Raw genomic sequence first — 18,660 nt, forward strand, 5'->3', positions numbered from 1 at the left:
GGGGTGCGTGGACGGTGCGTGCAAGCACGCACCCTACGTTTGGTGATCCCCTCATGCCGTAGGGTGCGTGCTCTGCACGCACCGCGTCCCGAAAGCAAAAGGCCGCGCAACCCGCGCGGCCTTTCCTGTTCATGTCCGGTCCGTTCAGCCGATGGCCGCCGCGCGAACCTCATCGTCGATGGCTTCCAGATATTGCGCGAAGTTGTCGCTGAACATCTGCACCAGCTTGGCGGCCTGCTTGTCATAGGCGGCCGGATCGGCCCAGGTCTGGCGCGGATCCAGCAGCTTGTCCTCGACGCCCGGCACCGACACCGGAACCTCGAAGCCGAAGTTCGGGTCCTTGCGGAACTGCACGTCGTTCAGGCTGCCGTCCAGGGCCGCCGCCAGCAGGGCGCGGGTCGCGGCGATCGGCATCCGCTTGCCGGTGCCGAAGGCCCCGCCGGTCCAGCCGGTGTTCACCAGCCAGCAGCTTGCGCCATGCTGGGCGATCTTTTCCTGCAGCAGCTTGCCATAGACTTCGGGGCGGCGCGGCATGAAGGGCGCGCCGAAGCAGGTCGAGAAGGTCGGGACCGGCTCGACCACGCCGACCTCGGTCCCCGGCGTCTTGGACGTGAAGCCCGACAGGAAGTGATACATCGCCTGCGCCGGGGTCAGCCGCGCGATCGGCGGCAGCACGCCATAGGCGTCGCAGGTCAGCATGATGACGTTCTTCGGATGACCGCCCAGGCTGGTTTCCGACGCGTTACTGATCGCCTCCAGCGGATAGGCGCAGCGCATGTTGTCGGTGATCGAGTTGTCCTCGAAATCCAGCTCCAGCGTGTCGGGATCAAAAACCATGTTCTCGATCACCGTGCCGAAGCGAGAGCAGGTGGCATGGATTTCCGGCTCGGCCTTGGGCGACAGGTTGATGGTCTTGGCGTAGCAGCCACCCTCGAAGTTGAAGATGCCGGTATCCGACCAGCCGTGTTCGTCATCGCCGATCAGCACGCGCGAGGGATCGGCCGACAGCGTGGTCTTGCCGGTGCCCGACAGGCCGAAGAACACGGCGCTGTCGTCCGGGTTGCCGATGGCGTGGTTGGCGGAACAATGCATCGGCATGATGCCCTTTTCCGGCAGCAGATAGTTCAGCAACGTGAACACCGATTTCTTGTTCTCGCCCGCATAGGCGGTGTTGCCGATCAGGATCAGCTTTTTCGCGAAGTTCAGCGCGATCACGGTCTCGCTGCGGCAGCCGTGGCGTTCAGGATCGGCCTTGAAGCCGGGGCAGTTGATGATGGTAAAGTCGGGGGTGAAGCGTTCCAGTTCAGCGGCGTCCGGGCGGCGCAGCAGGTGGCGGATGAACAGCCCGTGCCAGGCCAGTTCGGTCACGACGCGCACGTCCAGGCGGTTGTCGGCATCGGCGCCGCCGAACAGGTCCTGCACGAAATAGTCGCGGCCCTTCATATGGGCCAGCATGTCGGCGTGCAGGCGGTCAAAGGCCTCGGGCGACATCGGCTTGTTGTTTTCCCACCAGATCGTATCCTCGACCTCGGGGGTGCGGACCACGAACTTGTCCTTGGGCGAACGGCCGGTGTGCGCGCCGGTGGACACCAGAAAGGTTCCGCCCAAGCCCAGTTTGCCTTCGCCACGGGCGACAGCCTCGGTCATCAGCGCCGGCTCCAGGAGGTTGTAGTAAACCCGGCCGAGGCCCTCGATTCCCTGATCCTCAAGCTTGCAGTTCGGGTTTACACGGCTGGACATGGTTTCTCCTCATGCGATGGCATGCAACACTTTCGTGAAGCAGTATGGGGCGGCTATAGCATGGGCCGAAGGGCAAAAAAGAAGTTGGCGCGAACAGTTAGCGGAAACAGATAATGTTATCGCCAACAGGGGCAAGATACGCCGCGTCTCAACCCGATATTAGCGAAATCTGCCGATGATGGGATCAGGAGGTGATTCGGAATGCAGCTTCATGCAACCACGGTATCCATCCGGAACGCTGGCCTGATGATCCTGGGGCCTTCAGGCGCGGGCAAGTCTGCCTTGGCACTGGAACTGCTGGCGGCGGGCGCATCGCTGGTCGCCGACGACAGGACCGACCTGCGCCGCGACGGGGCTGATGTCATTGCCAGTTGCCCGCCCGCCTTGTCGGGGCGGATCGAGGCACGTGGGATCGGTATCCTGGCCGCGGACCCCGCCGGGCCTGTCCGGGTCGCGCAGGTGGTCGATCTGGGGGCTGACCCTGATGAGCGCCTGCCACAGTCGCGCAGCTATGATGTGCTTGGGGTGGCCTTGCCCCTTGTCAGCGGTCCTTATCGACCGCATCTTTATGCTGCACTGCGGCAGCTTTTGCTGGGCGGCCGTGTCCTATGACGAACGATCTGTATCCCTTGCAGGCAGGAAAGATGGTCGATCTGGCCGACGATCCCACCACCGCATCCCCTGAGCTTCCCTCGGTATCGGACGAGGGGGTGCAGCGATTGGTTCTGGTCACGGGTCCATCCGGTGCCGGACGGTCCACGGCAATCAATGTGCTTGAGGATCTGGGGTTCGAGGCGATCGACAACCTGCCCCTGTCGCTGATCCCCCGCCTGCTGGACGGGCCAAGCCGCCCCGAGCCGCTGGCCCTGGGCCTTGACGTGCGCAACCGGGATTTTTCCGCCAGCAATGTCATCGAATTGATCGACCGTCTGACCCGCGATCCCCGCTATGCCCCCGAAGTGCTGTTTCTGGATTGCGCGCCCGAGGTGCTGGAACGGCGCTATAACGAAACCCGCCGGCGTCATCCGTTGTCGCCCGACAGCGCCCCTGCGGCAGGCGTCATGGCGGAAATCGACCTTCTGTCCCCGATCCGTGTCCGGGCTGACGTTCTTGTCGATACCTCGGAACTGTCGCCCCACGACCTGAAGGCCGAACTGACGCGGTGGTTCGATATTCGCCCGAACCGCAGGCTTTCCGTGTCGCTGCATTCCTTCAGCTACAAGCGGGGGGTGCCGCGCGGCATCGACATGATGTTCGATTGCCGGTTCCTGACAAACCCGCATTGGGAACCCGCGCTGCGCCCGCTGACCGGGCGCGACGCGGCGGTGCAGGACCATGTCGCGGGTGATTCGCGCTTTGCGGAATTCCATGATCGCGTGTGCGACATGATCCTGTTTCTGCTTCCAGCCTATGTCGAGGAAGGAAAGTCCCATCTGGCGGTCGGATTCGGCTGCACCGGCGGACAACACCGTTCCGTCACTTTGGCTGAAAAGGTGGCCCTGGCGCTTGCGAAGGCGGGTTGGCCGGTGTCAATAAGGCATAGGGAACTCGAGCGTCGCATTCCGGCGCCGCCGGTCTTGGGCGATGCCACGGGCAGCGCGCAAGAGGCGGGTCGGCTGCGCGCTGTTGAACGTGGTGGAACGCGTTGATTGGAATCGTGATCGTGGCGCATGGCGGCCTGGCCAGGGAATATCTTCTGGCGGTCGAACATGTGGTGGGACCGCAAAGCGGCATTGCAGCCGTCGCGATCGAGGACGATCACGACCGCGCCGCCAAGACGGCCGAAATTCAGGCGGCAGCCAATGCGGTTGACGACGGCAATGGGGTGGTGGTGGTGACGGACCTGTTCGGGGGATCGCCGTCGAACCTGTCGCTGCCCGCCTGCGCCATGCGCGACCGTACCATCCTTTACGGCGCGAACCTGCCCATGCTGGTCAAGCTGGCCAAGTCGCGTCATCTGCCGGTGCCCGACGCCGTGGCCTTTGCGAAGGAAGCGGGGCGCAAATACATCAATTCCTATAATGTCCCCGTCGAGGCTGTCTTGGACACAGGACCGCGCTTCGGATGACCGGACCGATCACCCGCCGGCTTGCCATCATCAACGAAAAGGGCCTTCACGCGCGGGCCAGTGCGAAATTCGTCGATCTGGTCGAACGGTTCGACGCGCAGGCGCAGGTCGAAAAGGACGGCATGTGCGTGTCGGGCGATTCCATCATGGGCCTTCTGATGCTGACCGCGCCGCGCGGCAGCCAGATCACGGTGACGACCAGCGGCCCGGACGCCATGGCCCTGGCCGATGCGCTTGAAGCCTTGGTGTCGGATTACTTCGGCGAAGGCATGTAGGTGCCCGACCGCAAGACCTATCACCACGGCAACCTGCGCCAGGCCCTGGTCGAAGCGACCGCCGTGCTGATCCAGGAAACCGGCCCCCTGGCCTTTACCCTGTCCGAGGCCGCCCGCCGCGCGGGCGTGTCCCCGGCCGCGCCCTATCGCCATTTCAAGGGTCGCGAAGACTTGCTGGAGGAGGTGGCCCGGCAGGGCTTCGTCGATTTCGGCACGCGGCTGGAACAGGCTTTCGACGACGGCAGGCCGCGCCCCCTGACCGCCTTCATGCGCATGGGGCAGGCTTATCTGGATTTCGCGGCCGAGCAGCCGGGCTATTACATGGCGATGTTCGAATCCGGGATCTCGATCGCCGGAAACGCCGATCTTGCCGCCGCTTCGGACCGGGCGCAGCAGGCGCTGATCCGTGCGGCCGAAACCATGGCCGAGCGGCTGCCGCCTGGCCGCCGCCCGCCCGTGCGGATGGTGGCCAATCACATATGGGCGCTCAGCCATGGGGTGGTCGAGTTGTTCCTGCGCGGCAAGCCCGGCGGGCGCAGTTCCATCGGCGCGTCCGAGATGCTGGAAAGCGGCGCGATCATCTATCTGCGAGGGCTGGGGCTGATCGGCGAATAATTTTAGGGGCACCGCTTGACGGAAACCTGGAGCCCCCTAACTATGTAAATGTGATTAACATTAACATGGGAGGTTCCCGGATGCATAGCGCATCGTATCGAATGCCCGCCTATCCTGTGCCGTCGCGTGTCCAGGGTCCGCTGATCCGCGCCCGCGACTGGCTGGATGCCCGCGGCAAGCCCGCCTGGGTCATCGCCATGATCCTTGGCTTCGTCTTCTTCTGGCCGCTTGGCCTTGCCCTTCTGGCCTACATGATCTGGAGCAAACGCATGTTCGGTTGCAGCAACCGCCGGGCGCAGGCCCGCTATCACGCCCCTACCACCGGCAACAGCGCCTTTGACGCCTATCGCGCGGAAACGCTGAAGCGGCTTGAGGATGAGCATCGCGAATTCGTGGACTTCCTGGAAAAACTGCGCGAGGCCAAGGACAAGGCCGAATTCGACCAGTTCATGCAGAACCGCGGCGAAAAGACCGACGTCCAGCAGGGCGCCTGACGAAAAAGGGCCGGGATGACCGGCCCTTTCCCTTACTCGCCGCGCGGGAATCGCTGGTTTTCCTCCAGCACGTTCAGGTCCATGTGGTTGCGCATGTATCGTTCCGACGCCAGTTGCAGCGGCTGGTGGTCCCATGGATAGTAGGCGCCGTTCCGCAGCGCCTCATAGACGATCCAGCGCCGGGCCTGCGACTGGCGCACCTCGGCGTCATAGGCGTCCAGGTCCCATTGCTGCATCGCCAGGACGCGCAGATGGGCCAGCGGCACCGCATGGCCGGGATCGCCCGCGACGTTGTCGCGTTCCTCCGGGTCGATCTCCAGGTCGAACAGCATCTCGGGGTCGGCGTTGCAGGCAACGTATTTCCACCGGCCGTCACGGATTGCCACCATGGGCGCCACGCTGCCTTCGGCGGCGTATTCCATCGGCACCGGGCCGCGCACCGCCCCTTGCGCCAGCGACTTGCCGTCCGTCCAGGGCGCGATCTCGTCCATCGGCAGCCCCGCCAGATCGCAAAGCGTGGGCAGCACGTCGATGGTGCTGACCGGCTGATCGACGCGGCCTGGCGCCATGCCGGGGGCCGAGATCATCAGCGGCACGCGGGCCGAGCCTTCGAAGAAGTTCATCTTGAACCACAACCCGCGTTCGCCCAGCATCTCGCCGTGGTCGGACAGGAACAGAATGATCGCCTCTTGCCGGGTGCGCTCCAGCACGTCCAGGATCTCGCCGATCTTCTCGTCCACATAGGTGATGTTGGCGAAATAGCCCTGGCGCGCACGGCGGACATGATCCGGCGTGATGTCGAAGGCCCGCCAGTCGCAGGCATCCATCAGGCGGCGCGAATGCGGGTCCATGTCGTCATAGGCAATGGCCGCGGGCGGCTCCAGTTCCGGGCTGCCCTCGTAAAGGTCCCAATACTTGCGCCGCGCGACGAAGGGGTCATGCGGGTGCGTGAAGCTGACCGTCAGGCACCAGGGCCGGTCGTCCTTGCCCCGCGACAGGTCGTAAAGCTTGCGGCAGGCGTTGAAGGCCACCTCGTCGTCGTATTCGTACTGGTTGGTGATCTCGGCCACGCCTGCGCCCGTAACCGAACCCAGGTTATGATACCACCAATCGATCCGTTCGCCCGGGCGGCGGTAGTCAGGGGTCCAGCCGAAATCGGCGGGATAGATGTCGGTGGTCAGCCGTTCCTCGAACCCGTGAAGCTGGTCGGGACCGACAAAATGCATCTTGCCCGACAGGCTGGTCTGGTATCCCCCCCGCCGCAGGTGGTGGGCATAGGTGGGGATGTCGGAGGCGAATTCCGCCGCGTTGTCATAGACGCGCGTCCGCCGTGGCAACTGCCCCGACATGAAGCTGGCCCGCGCGGGCGCGCAAAGCGGGCTGCCGGTATAGGTGTTGGCGAAGCGCGTGGACCGTTCGGCCAGGCGCTTCAGGTTCGGGGTGTGCAGGAAAGGAGCAGGGCCGTCGGGGAAAAGCACCCCCGACAGTTGGTCGGCCATCAGGATCAGGATATTCGGCTTCAAGATCTTACCCGGCAACTGCTGCCTTCACCGCATCCGTGCCCGGCTGGCCATCCAGCGTGGTCACGCCCTCCAGCCATGCGTCCGCAGCCTCGGGGTTTTCGGCCAGCCATTCCCTTGCGGCTTCCCTGGGGTCCATGCCGTCGTCCAGGATTTTGCCCATCAGCACGTTTTCCATCGGCACGTCGAAGACCAACTGGCTGAACAACCTGGCGGCATTGGGACAGGCTGCGACCCATTCCTTGCGCGCCAAGGTATGCACGGTCGCGCCGCCAAAGTCAGGGCCGAACTGCGCGTCGCCGCCCGACAGATAGGTGATGTCGATGGTTTCGTTCATCGGGTGCGGCGCCCAGGCCAGGAAGACCACAGGGCTGTCGCCGCTGCGGGTGACCTGCGCCAGCATCGCCTGCTCGCCGGACTCCACCAGTTGCCAGTCACCCAGGCCGAATTCATCCGCGTCGATCATCGCCTGGATCGACTGGTTCGCGGGGGCCCCGGGTTCGATGCCATAGATCTTGCCGCCGAAGGCCTCCCTCTGCGCATCCAGATCGGCAAAATCCTTGACCCCTGCATCGGCGCCCGCCTTGTTGACGGCCAGGGTGAACTTGGCGCCCTCCAGGTTCTGCGCCAGCACCTCGATGGTGCCTGCCGCATCCAGGTCATCGCGGAATTTCTGTTGGGCCGGCATCCAGTTGCCCAGGAACACGTCGGTCTGGCCGCCTTTCAGCGCCTCATAGCCCACCGGCACCGAGAGGGTCGAGATCTCGGGCGTATAGCCAAGCGCCTCGAGCACGACGGCCGCGACGCCGTTCGTCGCGGTGATGTCGGTCCAGCCGGGATCGGAATAGCGCACCGTGCCGCAGGTGGCGGCATCATCCGCCAGGACGGGCAGGGCCGTCGCGGCCAGCAGCATGGCGGCCGTCATCGTCAAAGCCTTCATCATCTACCTCCTTTTGGACTTTGCTTTTCCGCTCAATCAAGAACGGATCGCGGCCGCCGTCGCGCCTGAAAGCGACATGCGCCCCTCTCACCGTGTCGGAACGGGTGTTTCGCCGCGATAGTCGTAGAAGCCGCGGCCGGTCTTGCGGCCCAGCCATCCGGCCTCGACATACTTGGTCAAGAGCGGGCAGGGGCGGTACTTGGTATCCGCCAGGCCGTCGTGGAGCACGTTCATGATCGCCAGGCAGGTGTCCAGCCCGATGAAGTCGGCCAGTTCCAGCGGACCCATCGGATGGTTGGTGCCCAGCTTCATCGCGCTGTCGATGGACTTCACGTTGCCCACCCCTTCATAGAGCGTATAGACCGCCTCGTTGATCATCGGCATCAGGATGCGGTTGACGATGAAGGCCGGGAAATCCTCGGCACTGGCCGCCGTCTTGCCCAGCCTTTCCACCACCTCGTGGAGCGCCTTGTAGGTCGGCTCGTCGGTGGCGATGCCGCGGATCAGCTCGACCAGCTGCATCACCGGGACCGGGTTCATGAAGTGAAAGCCCATGAACTTCTCGGGCCGGTCGGTGCGCGAGGCCAGCCGCGTGATCGAGATCGACGAGGTGTTCGAGGTCAGGATCGTGGTGGGCTTCAGATGCGGGACCAGGTCCTCGAAGATCGCCTGCTTGACGGTCTCGCGCTCGGTCGCGGCCTCGATCACCAGGTCGCACTGGCCCAGGTCGGCCAGCCGCAGCGTGGTGCGGATCCGGGCCATGGCGGATTTCTTCGCATCGGCGTCGATCTTGCCGCGGGTGACCTGGCGTTCCAGGTTGCGCTCGATCAGCGACAGGGCCTTGTCCATCGCCTCGGGGCTGATGTCGGTCAGCAGCACGTCATAGCCGGCAAGCGCAAACACATGCGCAATCCCGTTGCCCATCTGGCCCGCACCGATCACACCAACCGTCTCAATCGTCATGGCGTCCCGTCCTTCCTGAGTTGGCGGGACGATAGGGCGGGCGCTGCGCTGCTGCAACGCAAAACCGCCCCCGTCTGGGGGCGGCTGCGGGAAGGGTAAGGACTTGCCTTCCCCTTACACTTTCTGTGTCATTTCCGGCACCAGCTGGAACAGATCGCCCACCAGGCCGTAGTCTGCGATCTGGAAGATGGGGGCTTCCTCGTCCTTGTTGATGGCGACGATGACCTTGCTGTCCTTCATGCCCGCCAGATGCTGGATCGCCCCCGAGATGCCCACGGCGACGTAAAGCTCGGGCGCGACGACCTTGCCGGTCTGGCCCACCTGCCAGTCGTTCGGGGCGTATCCGCTGTCCACCGCCGCGCGGGACGCGCCCACGGCGGCGCCCAGCTTGTCGGCCAGGGCCTCGATGATCGCGAACTGCTCCTTGGAGCCGAGCGCCCGGCCGCCCGAGACCACCCGCTTCGCACTGGTCAGTTCGGGCCGGTCCGAGGCCGCGACCTCGTCGCCCAGCCAGGACGACAGGCCCGGATCATCGGCCAGGCTGGCGTCGCTGACCGGGGCGGCACCGCCCGCGCCCGCCGCGTCGAAGCTGGCGGTGCGGATGGTGAGGACCTTCTTGCCGTCGCGCGAGCGCACCGTCTGGATGGCGTTGCCGGCATAGACCGGGCGCTCGAAGGTCTGGGCGTCCACCACCTTCGAGACCTCCGGGATCACCATCACGTCCAGAAGGGCCGCCACGCGGGGCATGACGTTCTTGGCGTCCGTGGTGGCGGGCGCGGCGATATGCTCGTAATCCCCCGCAAGCGCGGCCATCAGCGCGGCGGTCGGTTCGGCCAGGCGGTGCCCATAGCGGGCATCCTCGGCCACCAGGACACGGGCCACGCCGGCGATACCTGCGGCTTCCTGGGCGGCGCTCCGCGCGGAGGCGCCCGCGCAGAGCACCGTCACCTCGCCCAGGGCCCCGACCGCCGCGACCGCCTTGGCCGTCGCGTCCCGGTTCAGAACGCCGCCCGTCACCTCTGCCAGAAGAAGAACAGCCATCAGATCACCCCCGCTTCTTTCAGTTTCGAGACCAGCTCGTCCACCGATCCCACCTTGATGCCCGCCTGCCGGCCTTCCGGCTCGCGGGTGGACACGATCTCGAGACGCGGCGTGACATCGACGCCGTAATCACCCGCGGTCTTCTCCTCGAGCGGCTTCTTCTTGGCCTTCATGATGTTGGGAAGGCTGGCATAGCGCGGCTCGTTCAGGCGCAGGTCGGCCGTCACGATGGCGGGCAGACGCACCTCGATGGTCTGCAGCCCGCCGTCCACCTCGCGGGTGACCTTGGCCGCATCGCCCGCGATCTCGAGCTTGGAGGCAAAGGTCGCCTGGCCCCAGCCCAAAAGCGCCGCCAGCATCTGGCCCGTCGCGTTCATGTCGTTGTCGATGGCCTGCTTGCCCGCGATCACCAGGCGGGGCTGTTCCTGATCGACCACGGCTTTCAGGATCTTGGCCACCGCCAGGGGCTCGATGTCCTGGTGCACGTCGTCCGCGGCCACCACCAGGATCGCCCGGTCCGCCCCCATCGCAAGCGCCGTGCGCAGCGTTTCCTGGGCCTGCTTCACGCCGATAGAGACCACCACGACCTCCTCCGCCGCGCCCTGCTCCTTCAGCCGGATCGCCTCCTCGACCGCGATCTCGTCAAAGGGGTTCATCGACATCTTCACGTTCGCCAGGTCAACCCCAGACCCGTCCGCACGAACCCGGGCCTTCACGTTGTAGTCTATAACCCGCTTCACGGGCACCAGGATCTTCATGGAGCGATCTCCCCTTCGTATCTGCTTGTCGGGGGCAGTGTTACCGACGGACCGGCGCGGTTTACAACATAAAAGCGTCCACCGACGCAGCGTTTGCGCCAGCATTCGATATTGCTGTCTGACCTAGCGGCTTGCCCCCGGTACCCACAGGATATCGTCGGCCCCACCGTTGTTGGCGACACGGGCCGCGACGAACAGCCAATCGGACAGGCGGTTGAGATAGCGTATCGCCGCCCCGTTCACGTCGCCCCCGGTCGCCAGATCAGTCGCCCGGCGTTCGGCCCGGCGGGCCACGGTGCGCGACAGGTGCAGATGCGCGGCGAGAGCCGAACCGCCCGGCAGAATGAAACTGCGCAGCGGGTTCAGCTTGGCGTTCATGGCGTCGATTTCGGATTCCAGCCGCGTCACCTGGGCGTCGATCATGCGCAGGACAGGATACCCCGCCTGATCGTCGGCGGCCATGTTCGGGCGGGCCAGATCGGCGCCCAGGTCGAACAGGTCGTTCTGGATCACCGCCAGCCGGTCGGCCAGGTCGCCCGTCGCATGAAGGCGGCAAAGGCCCAGGGTCGCGTTCAACTCGTCCACGGTGCCATAGGCCTCGACCCGCGGATCGTGCTTGGCGACGCGGCTGCCATCCGACAGGGCCGTATCGCCCTTGTCCCCCGTGCGGGTATAGATGCGGTTGAGGACGACCATCAGCGGCCTCCTCCAAGCCAGACGAACAGCATGATCAGCGCCACCGCCACCGCTTGCGCGATCAGGCGCCAGCGCATCATCCGGTTGCCGTGCTTTCGGTTGAATTCGCCGCCCTTGGCGAAGCCGCCGATCCCCGTGGCCAGGATCGCCAGAACCGCCAGCATCGCCAGCGCAATCACGTAGAACAAAGGACTGTCGGTCATCGTGCCGCCTTTCGTTGGCCTGGGACCCTAGCCGTGGCGCGCGAACCAGTCCAGTGCACGCGTGGGAAGAAGCCGTCGCGCCGCGCCCGAAATCCAGGTCGGCGTCGTCACGTAATAGCGGGGGCGGGGCCGCGCCGCCGTCAGGGCGTGGACGATCCGGTCGCTGACGGCCGACGGCGGCAACTCGAACCTGTCCTTGCCGGATGGCTGGTAAAGGCGCTTCAGCAAGGTGTCGCGGTATTCCTGGGCGCGGGCGCTGTTCTGCCAGTTTACCCAGCGTTCGAAATGCGGAATGGCATTCACGCGGATGCGGCTGGCGATCGGACCCGGTTCGATCAGAATGACCTTGACGGGGGTGCCTGCCATTTCCAGCCGCAGGACGTCGGTCAGCCCTTCCAGGGCGAATTTCGTCGCCACATAGGGACCGCGCCAGCGGATGCCGATCAGCCCCAGGACCGAACTGATATTGACGATCCGCCCGCCGTTTTCCCGGAAATGCGGGATCAGGCGGACGGTCAGGTCATGCGTGCCGAACAGGTTCGCCTCGAAGATCGCGCTCAGGGCGCCGCGCGGCATGTCCTCGACGGCGCCGGGCAGGGCGAAGGCTGCGTTGTTGACAAGGGCGTCCAGAGGGCCGCCTGCCAGCACCTGATCGGCCACTTGGGCCACGCTGTCGGGATCGGAAAGTTCCAGGTGATGACATTCCATCCCCTCGGCCTTGCGCGCGGCAATGTCCTCGGGCTTTCGGCAGGTGGCGACGACCTGCCAGCCGATCGCCTGCATCCGGCGTGCGGCGTCCAGGCCGATGCCCGACGAACAGCCGGTGATCAGGATCCGGCCCGTCATGGGGCAGTGGCCGACAGGAAGCGCCCCGCGATATAGCCCGTGCGGCCATTGGCATCGCGGATATTGACCCATTCCGCATCCGGCGGGCCAAGCGGCTGGACCGCCGTGCCCCGCGTCAGCGAGGCGACGACCCTGTCGTTCGTCGATGGTCCCGCCCGCATGTTCACCCTGTCCCCGGTCACATACAGCACCGGTCCGTCAGGCAGTTCCGGGGCAGGTGTTTCGCCCGCATGTTCGGGCGAAGGACGCAACGCCGGGCCGGGGAAACGCTGCACCTGCTCGGGCGTTTGCGATTCGGCCCGAATGACGGCGGCGGGTTCGACCTGCGGTTCAGGCACGACGGATGCCTGGGCTTCGGCATCTTGCGCGGCAGGCTGGACTTCCGGGGCCGGCCGATTTGCGGCGCGGGGATTGCCCTCGCCCCAGATGGTCAGGACCAGGAACAGGCCCGCCAAGGTCGCCAGCAGCAGCGCGCCCAGTCTGATCATCCTTGCCCCCGCCGACCCTTCGGGATCTTGTTAACCTATGATGCCTGGCAACGCCAACGCCCTTGGCCCCGTTCCGCGATTCATGCTGGACCACAGGTGCTTCGCGCCCTATCTGATGCCGCATGTCCAGCCTGCCCCCCGAACCCCCCGTCGACCCCGAAGACAACACCCAGTCCGAACCCCTCAGCCGCGCCATCGGCGAGCGGTATCTGACCTATGCCCTGTCCACGATCATGCACCGGGCGCTGCCCGACGCGCGCGACGGGCTGAAGCCGGTCCACCGCCGCATCCTTTATGCGATGCGCGAATTGCGGCTGGCGCCGAACGGCGCGTTCCGCAAGTCGGCCAAGATCACCGGCGACGTGATGGGCAACTATCACCCGCACGGGGACGCCGCGATCTATGACGCGATGGCCCGCCTGGCGCAGGACTTCGCCATGCGCTATCCGCTGGTGGACGGGCAGGGCAACTTCGGCAACATCGACGGGGACAACCCAGCCGCGGCCCGATACACCGAGGCGCGGCTGGCGCAGGCATCCGAACGCCTGATGGACGGGCTGGCCGAGAATGCGGTCGATTTCCGCCCGAACTATGACGGCACCCTGACCGAGCCGGTCGTCCTGCCGGCGGCGTTCCCGAACCTGCTGGCCAATGGCGCATCGGGCATCGCGGTGGGCATGGCCACCAACATCCCGCCCCACAACCTGCACGAGGTGATCGACGCCTGCCTGCACCTGATCAAGACCCCTGACGCGCGCGACGATACCTTGGCGGGCATCCTGCAAGGGCCGGATTTCCCGACCGGCGGCGTCATCGTCGAGAACCGCGACACCATTGCCCAGATCTATCGCACCGGACGCGGCGCGTTCCGGGTGCGTGCCCGCTGGGCGGTCGAGGATCTGGGTCGCGGCCAGTGGCAGGTCGTCGTGACCGAGATCCCCTACCAGATCCAGAAGTCCAAGCTGATCGAGCGGCTGGCCGAATTGATCCAGACCCGCAAGATCCCGATCCTGGCCGATGTGCGCGACGAATCCGCCGAGGACATCCGCATCGTGCTGGAGCCAAAGGCCCGAACGGTCGATCCCGAACAGCTGATGGGGGCGCTGTTCCGCGTCAGCGACCTGGAAGTCCGCTTCAACATGAACATGAACGTGCTGATCGACGGGCGCGTGCCCAGGGTCTGTTCGCTCAAGGAGGTTCTGCGTGCCTTTTTGGACCACCGCCGCGACGTGCTGGTCCGCCGCGCGACGCATCGCCTGGACAAGATCGCCGCCCGGCTCGAGGTGCTGGAAGGCTATCTGATCGCCTATCTGAACCTGGACCGCGTGATCGAGATCATCCGCAACGAGGATGATCCCAAGGCGGTGATGATCGCGGAATTCGCCCTGACCGAGGTGCAGGTCGAGGCGATCCTGAACATGCGCCTGCGCGCCCTGCGCAAGCTTGAGGAAATCGAACTGCGCGCCGAACGCGACGCCCTGCTGGATGAGCGGCAGGTCTTGGAGGCGATGCTGGCCGATGAACGCGCGCAGTGGGTGCGTGTCAGCGACCAGTTGAAAGAGGTGCGCAACCTGTTCGGCAAGTCGCGCCCCGAAGGCCAGCGGCGCACCCAGATCGCCGAGGCCCAGGAGGTCGCCCCGCTGGACATGGATGCGATGATCGAACGCGAACCTCTGACCGTGATCCTGTCCAGGATGGGCTGGATCCGCGCGATGAAGGGACATCAGCCGCTGGACGCCGAGATCAAGTTCAAGGACGGCGACGGCCCCGGACTGGCGATCCATGCGGAAACGACCGACAAGTTGATGATCTTTGCCTCGAACGGTCGTTTCTATACGCTGCCTGCCAACAGCCTGCCCGGCGGGCGCGGGATGGGAGAGCCTTTGCGCCTGATGATCGATTTGCCGAACGAGGCCGAGGTGATCGCGATGTTCCCCTGGCGCGAGGGCGAGAAATATCTAGTGGCATCGAAGTCGGGTGATGGCTTCATCGTCGCGGCTGTCGACATCCTGGCGCAGACCAAGACGGGCAAGCAGGTGCTGAACGGCGAGGCGCTGCTGTGCCGCCCGGTCAGCGGGGATCACGTTGCGGTGGTCGGCACGAACCGCAAGATGCTGGTGTTTCCGCTGTCAGAACTTCCCGAAATGTCGCGCGGCAAGGGCGTCAAGCTGCAGAAATACCGCAGCGGCGGCGGGCTGGTGGCAGACGACACTCTGTCGGACGCGGCCTTCATCACCCTGGCGGATGGTCTTCGCTGGCAGGAAAGCGGCGGCCGGACCCGCACCGAGCCTGACCTGAGCGCCTGGCTGGGCAAGCGCGCATCCGCCGGCAGCATGGCCCCGCGCGGATTTCCCAGGGACAACAAGTTCAACTGACGAAGGGCTGACGCCCTTCGGAGTGATTTCCTTGGGGGCTTTGCCCCGTCCTTCGCAAGCGAAGGACTCCCCAGGATATTTGGAACCAGAATGAACGGGCGTCCCCCTGCCGCGCCGGCATGATACGGATAGGCAGGGGGCCTTCACTCTGGACGGTCATCGGCGTCCCCGCCTGTACCGTGGTTTCGTTGTGCCCCGGAAATCCTTTCACTCTGTTTAAAATATCCCCGCCGGAGGCAAGAATTTTATCTTACAGGCCGCTGCCTCCGACCGATCCGAAATATTCGCCGGTGATGTAGCTTGCCTCGTCCGAGGCCAGCAGCACATAGATCGGCGCGATCTCGACGGGCTGGCCGGGGCGGCCAAGGGGTTGGTTCTTGCCGTGTTCGGCCGCTTTCTGGGTGGGTTGCCCACCCGAGACCTGCAACGCGGTCCAGTAGGGGCCGGGGCAGACGGCGTTCACACGGATGCCGCGTGGGGCAAGCTGCTTGGCCAGGGACTGCGCGAAGGCGACATTGGCGGCCTTGGACTGCGCATAGTCGAACAGGATGTCCGACGGAGAGAAGGCCTGCACGGACGAGGTGATGATGACCGAGGCCCCAGGCTCCAGATGCGGCAGGGCCGCGCGCGTGACCCAGAACGGCGCATAGACATTCGTCTTCATCGTGGCGTCGAAGGCTTCGGTGGTCAGATCCTCCAGCTTTTCGCAGAACTGCTGGTGGCCGGCGTTGTTGACCAGGATGTCCAGCCCGCCAAGACCCTCGACCGCCTGATCGACCAGGGACTTGCAGAAATCCTCGTCCCTCAGATCGCCGGGGATGGAGATCGCCTTGCGGCCCTCGGCCTTGATGAGGGCCAGGACCTTGTCGGCATCCTCCTGTTCCTCGGGCAGGTAGCAGATCGCGACATCCGCCCCTTCGCGGGCAAAGGCGATCGCTGCGGCCGCGCCGATGCCGCTGTCCCCGCCGGTGATCAGGGCGCGCTTGCCCTTCAGGCGGCCCGTTCCGCGATAGCTGGTCTCTCCGTGATCGGGCAGGGGATCCATGCGGCAGGCAAGGCCAGGGGCAGCCTGTTCCTGCTTGGGGAAATCGGGTTCCGGCAAGCGTGGGTCGCTGATCGCGCCGCTGCGGAAGGGGTGTTTGCTGGACATGGGGGTTCCTTTCGGTTGCCCTGTCCAACCTGCGGCGGCTGTAGGGGTTCCCCCTAACGCCGCCGGACCCATTTCCAGCCGGTGATCATGGGCTGGACCAGATCCTCGCGCTTCCAGAGGCGATAGAAGATGATGACCGCCCAGTGCAGCAGCACCAGGATCAGGATCAGGTCTGCGCCTCGATGATGCCACCGCAGTGCTGCTCGCGACGTGTCCGAACTGACCGTCGATGCGAGAGGGCCGACATTGATGTAGTCATCGGGATCTGCGAACAGCCCGGTCGCTGTCTGCAGGATAAGGACCGCCAGCATCGCCACGACCGCCAAGGCGCCCACAGGACTGTGTCCGGGCCAGTGGCTTGGCCGGGGACGCATCATTTCACGGGCATAGCCCAGCACCGCGCGCGGTCCCTGGATGAAGCGGGTGAAACGCGCGGCTGGCGGACCCGCAAAACCCCAGATCAACCGGAAGACCAGCAGCACGATGATGCCATAGCCCAGCCAGAAATGCAGCGTCATGTCCGAGGGGCCGATCTTGCCCAGCAGCCAGTTCGCAATGACCAGCAGGGCCAGGGACCAGTGGAAGACGCGCAGCGCCGGATCCCAGATCCGTTCGCGCTGCGCCGGGGCATTCGGCATCAGTCGGCCTTGCGGTAGTCGTCGTGACAAGCCTTGCAGGCCCCCCCCATCTTTTGCAGCACCGGGCCAAGATTATCCTGGCCGCCCTTCACCGCCTCGGGGCTGCCTGCCGAAGCTTCCGCCAGGCCGGCGAACTTGGCACGGAAGTCGTCGGGTTTTTCCCAGATCGCGGGCAGTGCGTCGGAGTTGTCCTTCTCCTCCGAGGAGGTGCCTTCGACGAACAGCGCCGGGGCGTCATATTGCGTCAGCGCCACGATATTGGCGGCCGCCCGCGACGCAGCAGCCTCGTCATAGGGGATTTCGCCTTTGGCCATCCCCGAAAGCTGGCCCATGTTGATGCCGAGCATCTTCATGAAGCCGTGACGTGCCTCGATCGCGTTTTCGGCCGCATCGTCGGCGGATTGCCCAAGGGCGAGGCCGGGAAGGGCAAGGCCGAGGGTAATGACAACTGCTTTGACGGGGGTCATGGGCTGGCTCCTTGCAGGGGACTGGCTATGATGATCACGCGACTTCCAGGAAAAGAGTGGCAGAATCAAACTTCTGGATCAATCAGACCGAAGGGCAATCACGGATATGCGAAAACAGCCCCCGAAGGGGCTGCTGCAAGGGGTCACGAGTAAAGCTTCGTGACGCCGACTTCCTGGTGGATGTCATTGACCGCGGCTCGATCAAGGTTCAGCGCGCGGGCCAGCCGGTCCAGATAGCGGGCTTCTTCCTCGTGATCCAGGTCGATGGCCAGGACCGACATCAAATAGACCTGCGATTCCAATCCCTTCGGCACCTCGCGGGCCAGGGCCTCGGGGTCCACGGGGGCGGCCATCTGTTCGCGGATGAACTGGCGTTCATCATCGTCCAGATCGTCGCCCAGCTTGCCCAGCAGGCGCTGCTTTTCGGCCTCGTCGATGGTGCCGTCGGACTTGGCGGCCTGGATCATGGCGCGCAGCATCAGGCCCGCCACGGCGTTCTGTTCGGGGGTGGGTGCGACTTCGGGTTCGCCCTGCTTGACCACGGCATCGTTGAACAACTCGCCGAAGCTTGCATCATTGGTCGGCTGGGAATCCTTGCGTGCCAGGCCGCCCGCGACGCCGCCCGCCGCGGCGCCCCCCAGAAGCCCTCCCAGAAGATCGCCAAGCCCTCCGCCGGCACCTGCGCTGCGCGTCTTGGTGCCGCCGCCAAGCTGGCCCAACAGGTCGCCCAGGCCGCCGCTGCCGCTGCTTCCGGTCCGGGCCTTGTTGGTCAGGCCATCCAGCAACCCGCCAAGCCCGCCCGATGCGCCACGGGAATGCGGCCCGCCATAGCGCGACCCGCTGCCTGGGCGCCCGCCGCCCAGGACCTGCCCCAGCATGTCGTTCAGGCTGCCGCCCGCGCCCGCCTGCGTGTTGTTTCCGAACAGATCGCCCAGCAGCCCGCCCTGGCCGCGGTTCTGCGGGATCTGCCCCGGACGGCCCTGCTGGCGCTGCTGCATGGCCGCGCCCAGGCCCTTGGCAAGAATGACACCGGCCGCCACGCGGCCCAGGGTTTTCATCAAGCTCATCGAATCCATCCTCCTATGCGGGGTGTCGAGACTTGGGGCACCCCCGGTTCGCCCCCGAACAGAACTGTGCCCTGAATGGTTCCACCGGGCAATCGGAACGCAGGTCCGGCGAGCCTGTCCCGCCTTCCGGGCGCCCTTGATTTTTCCCAGGCGGGCTTATACATCGCGGCGCACGTCAATTCGGGGCCGTCTTCGCCATGCCCCGCGATCAGGAGGCCATCCATGGCAAAGGCAAAGTTTGAACGGACGAAACCGCACGTCAACATTGGCACGATTGGTCACGTTGACCACGGCAAGACGACGCTGACGGCGGCTA

General features: G+C 65.3%; 22 protein-coding genes. 8 read left to right on the forward strand and 14 right to left on the reverse strand.

The genetic code is table 11. The features are described from left to right. Positions 1-144 precede the first annotated feature (144 nt). The gene (locus RAH32_RS12030) at positions 145-1,740 is read right to left on the reverse strand and encodes a phosphoenolpyruvate carboxykinase (RefSeq protein ID WP_306608176.1); all 1,596 of its coding nucleotides are present in this window, start codon (positions 1,738-1,740) and stop codon (positions 145-147) included. 201 nt (positions 1,741-1,941) lie between these two features. On the opposite strand from RAH32_RS12030, the gene RAH32_RS12035 reads away from it, so the two are divergent. The 6 genes from RAH32_RS12035 to RAH32_RS12060 all read left to right on the forward strand — a co-directional run bounded on the left by RAH32_RS12035 (position 1,942) and on the right by RAH32_RS12060 (position 5,192). Beyond that, positions 1,942-2,352: an HPr kinase/phosphorylase gene (locus RAH32_RS12035; RefSeq protein WP_306608177.1), complete on the forward strand. Its 411-nt coding sequence runs from the start codon at positions 1,942-1,944 to the stop codon at positions 2,350-2,352. Between the two features lie 32 nt (positions 2,353-2,384). Then, a complete protein-coding gene (gene rapZ / locus RAH32_RS12040) occupies positions 2,385-3,389 on the forward strand; it encodes an RNase adapter RapZ (RefSeq protein WP_306608208.1) in 1,005 nt (334 codons plus the stop codon). Then, a complete protein-coding gene (locus RAH32_RS12045; protein WP_306608178.1) occupies positions 3,386-3,808 on the forward strand; it encodes a PTS sugar transporter subunit IIA in 423 nt (140 codons plus the stop codon). The genes rapZ and RAH32_RS12045 overlap by 4 nt, the downstream gene beginning before the upstream one ends. Continuing rightward, complete coding sequence (locus RAH32_RS12050; RefSeq protein WP_306608179.1) at positions 3,805-4,083, forward strand: HPr family phosphocarrier protein; 279 nt, start codon at positions 3,805-3,807, stop codon at positions 4,081-4,083. The genes RAH32_RS12045 and RAH32_RS12050 overlap by 4 nt, the downstream gene beginning before the upstream one ends. Continuing rightward, positions 4,084-4,698: a TetR/AcrR family transcriptional regulator gene (locus tag RAH32_RS12055; RefSeq protein ID WP_306608180.1), complete on the forward strand. Its 615-nt coding sequence runs from the start codon at positions 4,084-4,086 to the stop codon at positions 4,696-4,698. Positions 4,699-4,799: 101 nt separating this feature from the next. Further along, complete coding sequence (locus RAH32_RS12060; RefSeq protein WP_306608181.1) at positions 4,800-5,192, forward strand: DUF2852 domain-containing protein; 393 nt, start codon at positions 4,800-4,802, stop codon at positions 5,190-5,192. A gap of 32 nt (positions 5,193-5,224) precedes the next feature. Here RAH32_RS12060 and betC read toward each other — a convergent pair whose 3' ends face one another. The 9 genes from betC to RAH32_RS12105 all read right to left on the reverse strand — a co-directional run bounded on the left by betC (position 5,225) and on the right by RAH32_RS12105 (position 12,647). Continuing rightward, positions 5,225-6,718 carry a choline-sulfatase gene (betC, locus tag RAH32_RS12065; RefSeq protein WP_306608209.1) on the reverse strand — a complete coding sequence of 498 codons (1,494 nt, stop codon included), beginning with the start codon at positions 6,716-6,718 and terminating at the stop codon, positions 5,225-5,227. Position 6,719: 1 nt separating this feature from the next. Further along, positions 6,720-7,655 carry a choline ABC transporter substrate-binding protein gene (gene choX, locus RAH32_RS12070; RefSeq protein ID WP_306608182.1) on the reverse strand — a complete coding sequence of 312 codons (936 nt, stop codon included), beginning with the start codon at positions 7,653-7,655 and terminating at the stop codon, positions 6,720-6,722. Between the two features lie 84 nt (positions 7,656-7,739). Then, entirely contained in the window at positions 7,740-8,615 is an 876-nt protein-coding gene (locus RAH32_RS12075) for a 3-hydroxybutyryl-CoA dehydrogenase (RefSeq protein ID WP_306608183.1), read from the reverse strand. A gap of 114 nt (positions 8,616-8,729) precedes the next feature. Next, a complete protein-coding gene (locus RAH32_RS12080) occupies positions 8,730-9,656 on the reverse strand; it encodes an electron transfer flavoprotein subunit alpha/FixB family protein (protein ID WP_306608184.1) in 927 nt (308 codons plus the stop codon). Continuing rightward, entirely contained in the window at positions 9,656-10,414 is a 759-nt protein-coding gene (locus RAH32_RS12085; protein WP_306608185.1) for an electron transfer flavoprotein subunit beta/FixA family protein, read from the reverse strand. The genes RAH32_RS12080 and RAH32_RS12085 overlap by 1 nt, the downstream gene beginning before the upstream one ends. A 123-nt stretch (positions 10,415-10,537) precedes the next feature. Continuing rightward, positions 10,538-11,110, reverse strand: a complete 573-nt coding sequence (locus RAH32_RS12090) for a cob(I)yrinic acid a,c-diamide adenosyltransferase (RefSeq protein ID WP_306608186.1) — start codon at positions 11,108-11,110, stop codon at positions 10,538-10,540. Continuing rightward, entirely contained in the window at positions 11,110-11,313 is a 204-nt protein-coding gene (locus tag RAH32_RS12095) for a twin transmembrane helix small protein (protein WP_306608187.1), read from the reverse strand. The genes RAH32_RS12090 and RAH32_RS12095 overlap by 1 nt, the downstream gene beginning before the upstream one ends. 27 nt (positions 11,314-11,340) lie before the next feature. After that, positions 11,341-12,159 (reverse strand): SDR family NAD(P)-dependent oxidoreductase, encoded by an 819-nt coding sequence (locus RAH32_RS12100; RefSeq protein WP_306608188.1) that lies wholly within the window; start codon positions 12,157-12,159, stop codon positions 11,341-11,343. After that, positions 12,156-12,647: an SH3 domain-containing protein gene (locus RAH32_RS12105; protein ID WP_306608189.1), complete on the reverse strand. Its 492-nt coding sequence runs from the start codon at positions 12,645-12,647 to the stop codon at positions 12,156-12,158. Before RAH32_RS12105 ends, RAH32_RS12100 begins: the two co-directional genes overlap by 4 nt. 122 nt (positions 12,648-12,769) lie before the next feature. On the opposite strand from RAH32_RS12105, the gene parC reads away from it, so the two are divergent. Further along, complete coding sequence (gene parC, locus RAH32_RS12110) at positions 12,770-15,022, forward strand: DNA topoisomerase IV subunit A (RefSeq protein WP_306608190.1); 2,253 nt, start codon at positions 12,770-12,772, stop codon at positions 15,020-15,022. A gap of 250 nt (positions 15,023-15,272) precedes the next feature. Here the strand turns inward: parC and RAH32_RS12115 are convergent, their stop codons facing one another. From RAH32_RS12115 to RAH32_RS12130, 4 genes are all read right to left on the reverse strand, one after another. Next, positions 15,273-16,172, reverse strand: a complete 900-nt coding sequence (locus RAH32_RS12115; protein WP_306608191.1) for an SDR family oxidoreductase — start codon at positions 16,170-16,172, stop codon at positions 15,273-15,275. Between the two features lie 53 nt (positions 16,173-16,225). Further along, on the reverse strand, positions 16,226-16,810 hold the full coding sequence (locus RAH32_RS12120; RefSeq protein ID WP_306608192.1) for a cytochrome b/b6 domain-containing protein: 585 nt from the start codon (positions 16,808-16,810) through the stop codon (positions 16,226-16,228). After that, the gene (locus RAH32_RS12125; RefSeq protein ID WP_306608193.1) at positions 16,810-17,277 is read right to left on the reverse strand and encodes a c-type cytochrome; all 468 of its coding nucleotides are present in this window, start codon (positions 17,275-17,277) and stop codon (positions 16,810-16,812) included. The genes RAH32_RS12120 and RAH32_RS12125 overlap by 1 nt, the downstream gene beginning before the upstream one ends. A 143-nt stretch (positions 17,278-17,420) precedes the next feature. Further along, positions 17,421-18,344 carry a tellurite resistance TerB family protein gene (locus tag RAH32_RS12130; RefSeq protein WP_306608194.1) on the reverse strand — a complete coding sequence of 308 codons (924 nt, stop codon included), beginning with the start codon at positions 18,342-18,344 and terminating at the stop codon, positions 17,421-17,423. A gap of 222 nt (positions 18,345-18,566) precedes the next feature. Here RAH32_RS12130 and RAH32_RS12135 point away from each other — a divergent pair. Beyond that, a partial coding sequence (locus tag RAH32_RS12135; RefSeq protein WP_023878051.1) for a GTP-binding protein occupies positions 18,567-18,660 on the forward strand: 94 nt, incomplete at its 3' end.

The organism is Paracoccus yibinensis (assembly GCF_030846195.1).
Lineage (GTDB): Bacteria > Pseudomonadota > Alphaproteobacteria > Rhodobacterales > Rhodobacteraceae > Paracoccus > Paracoccus yibinensis.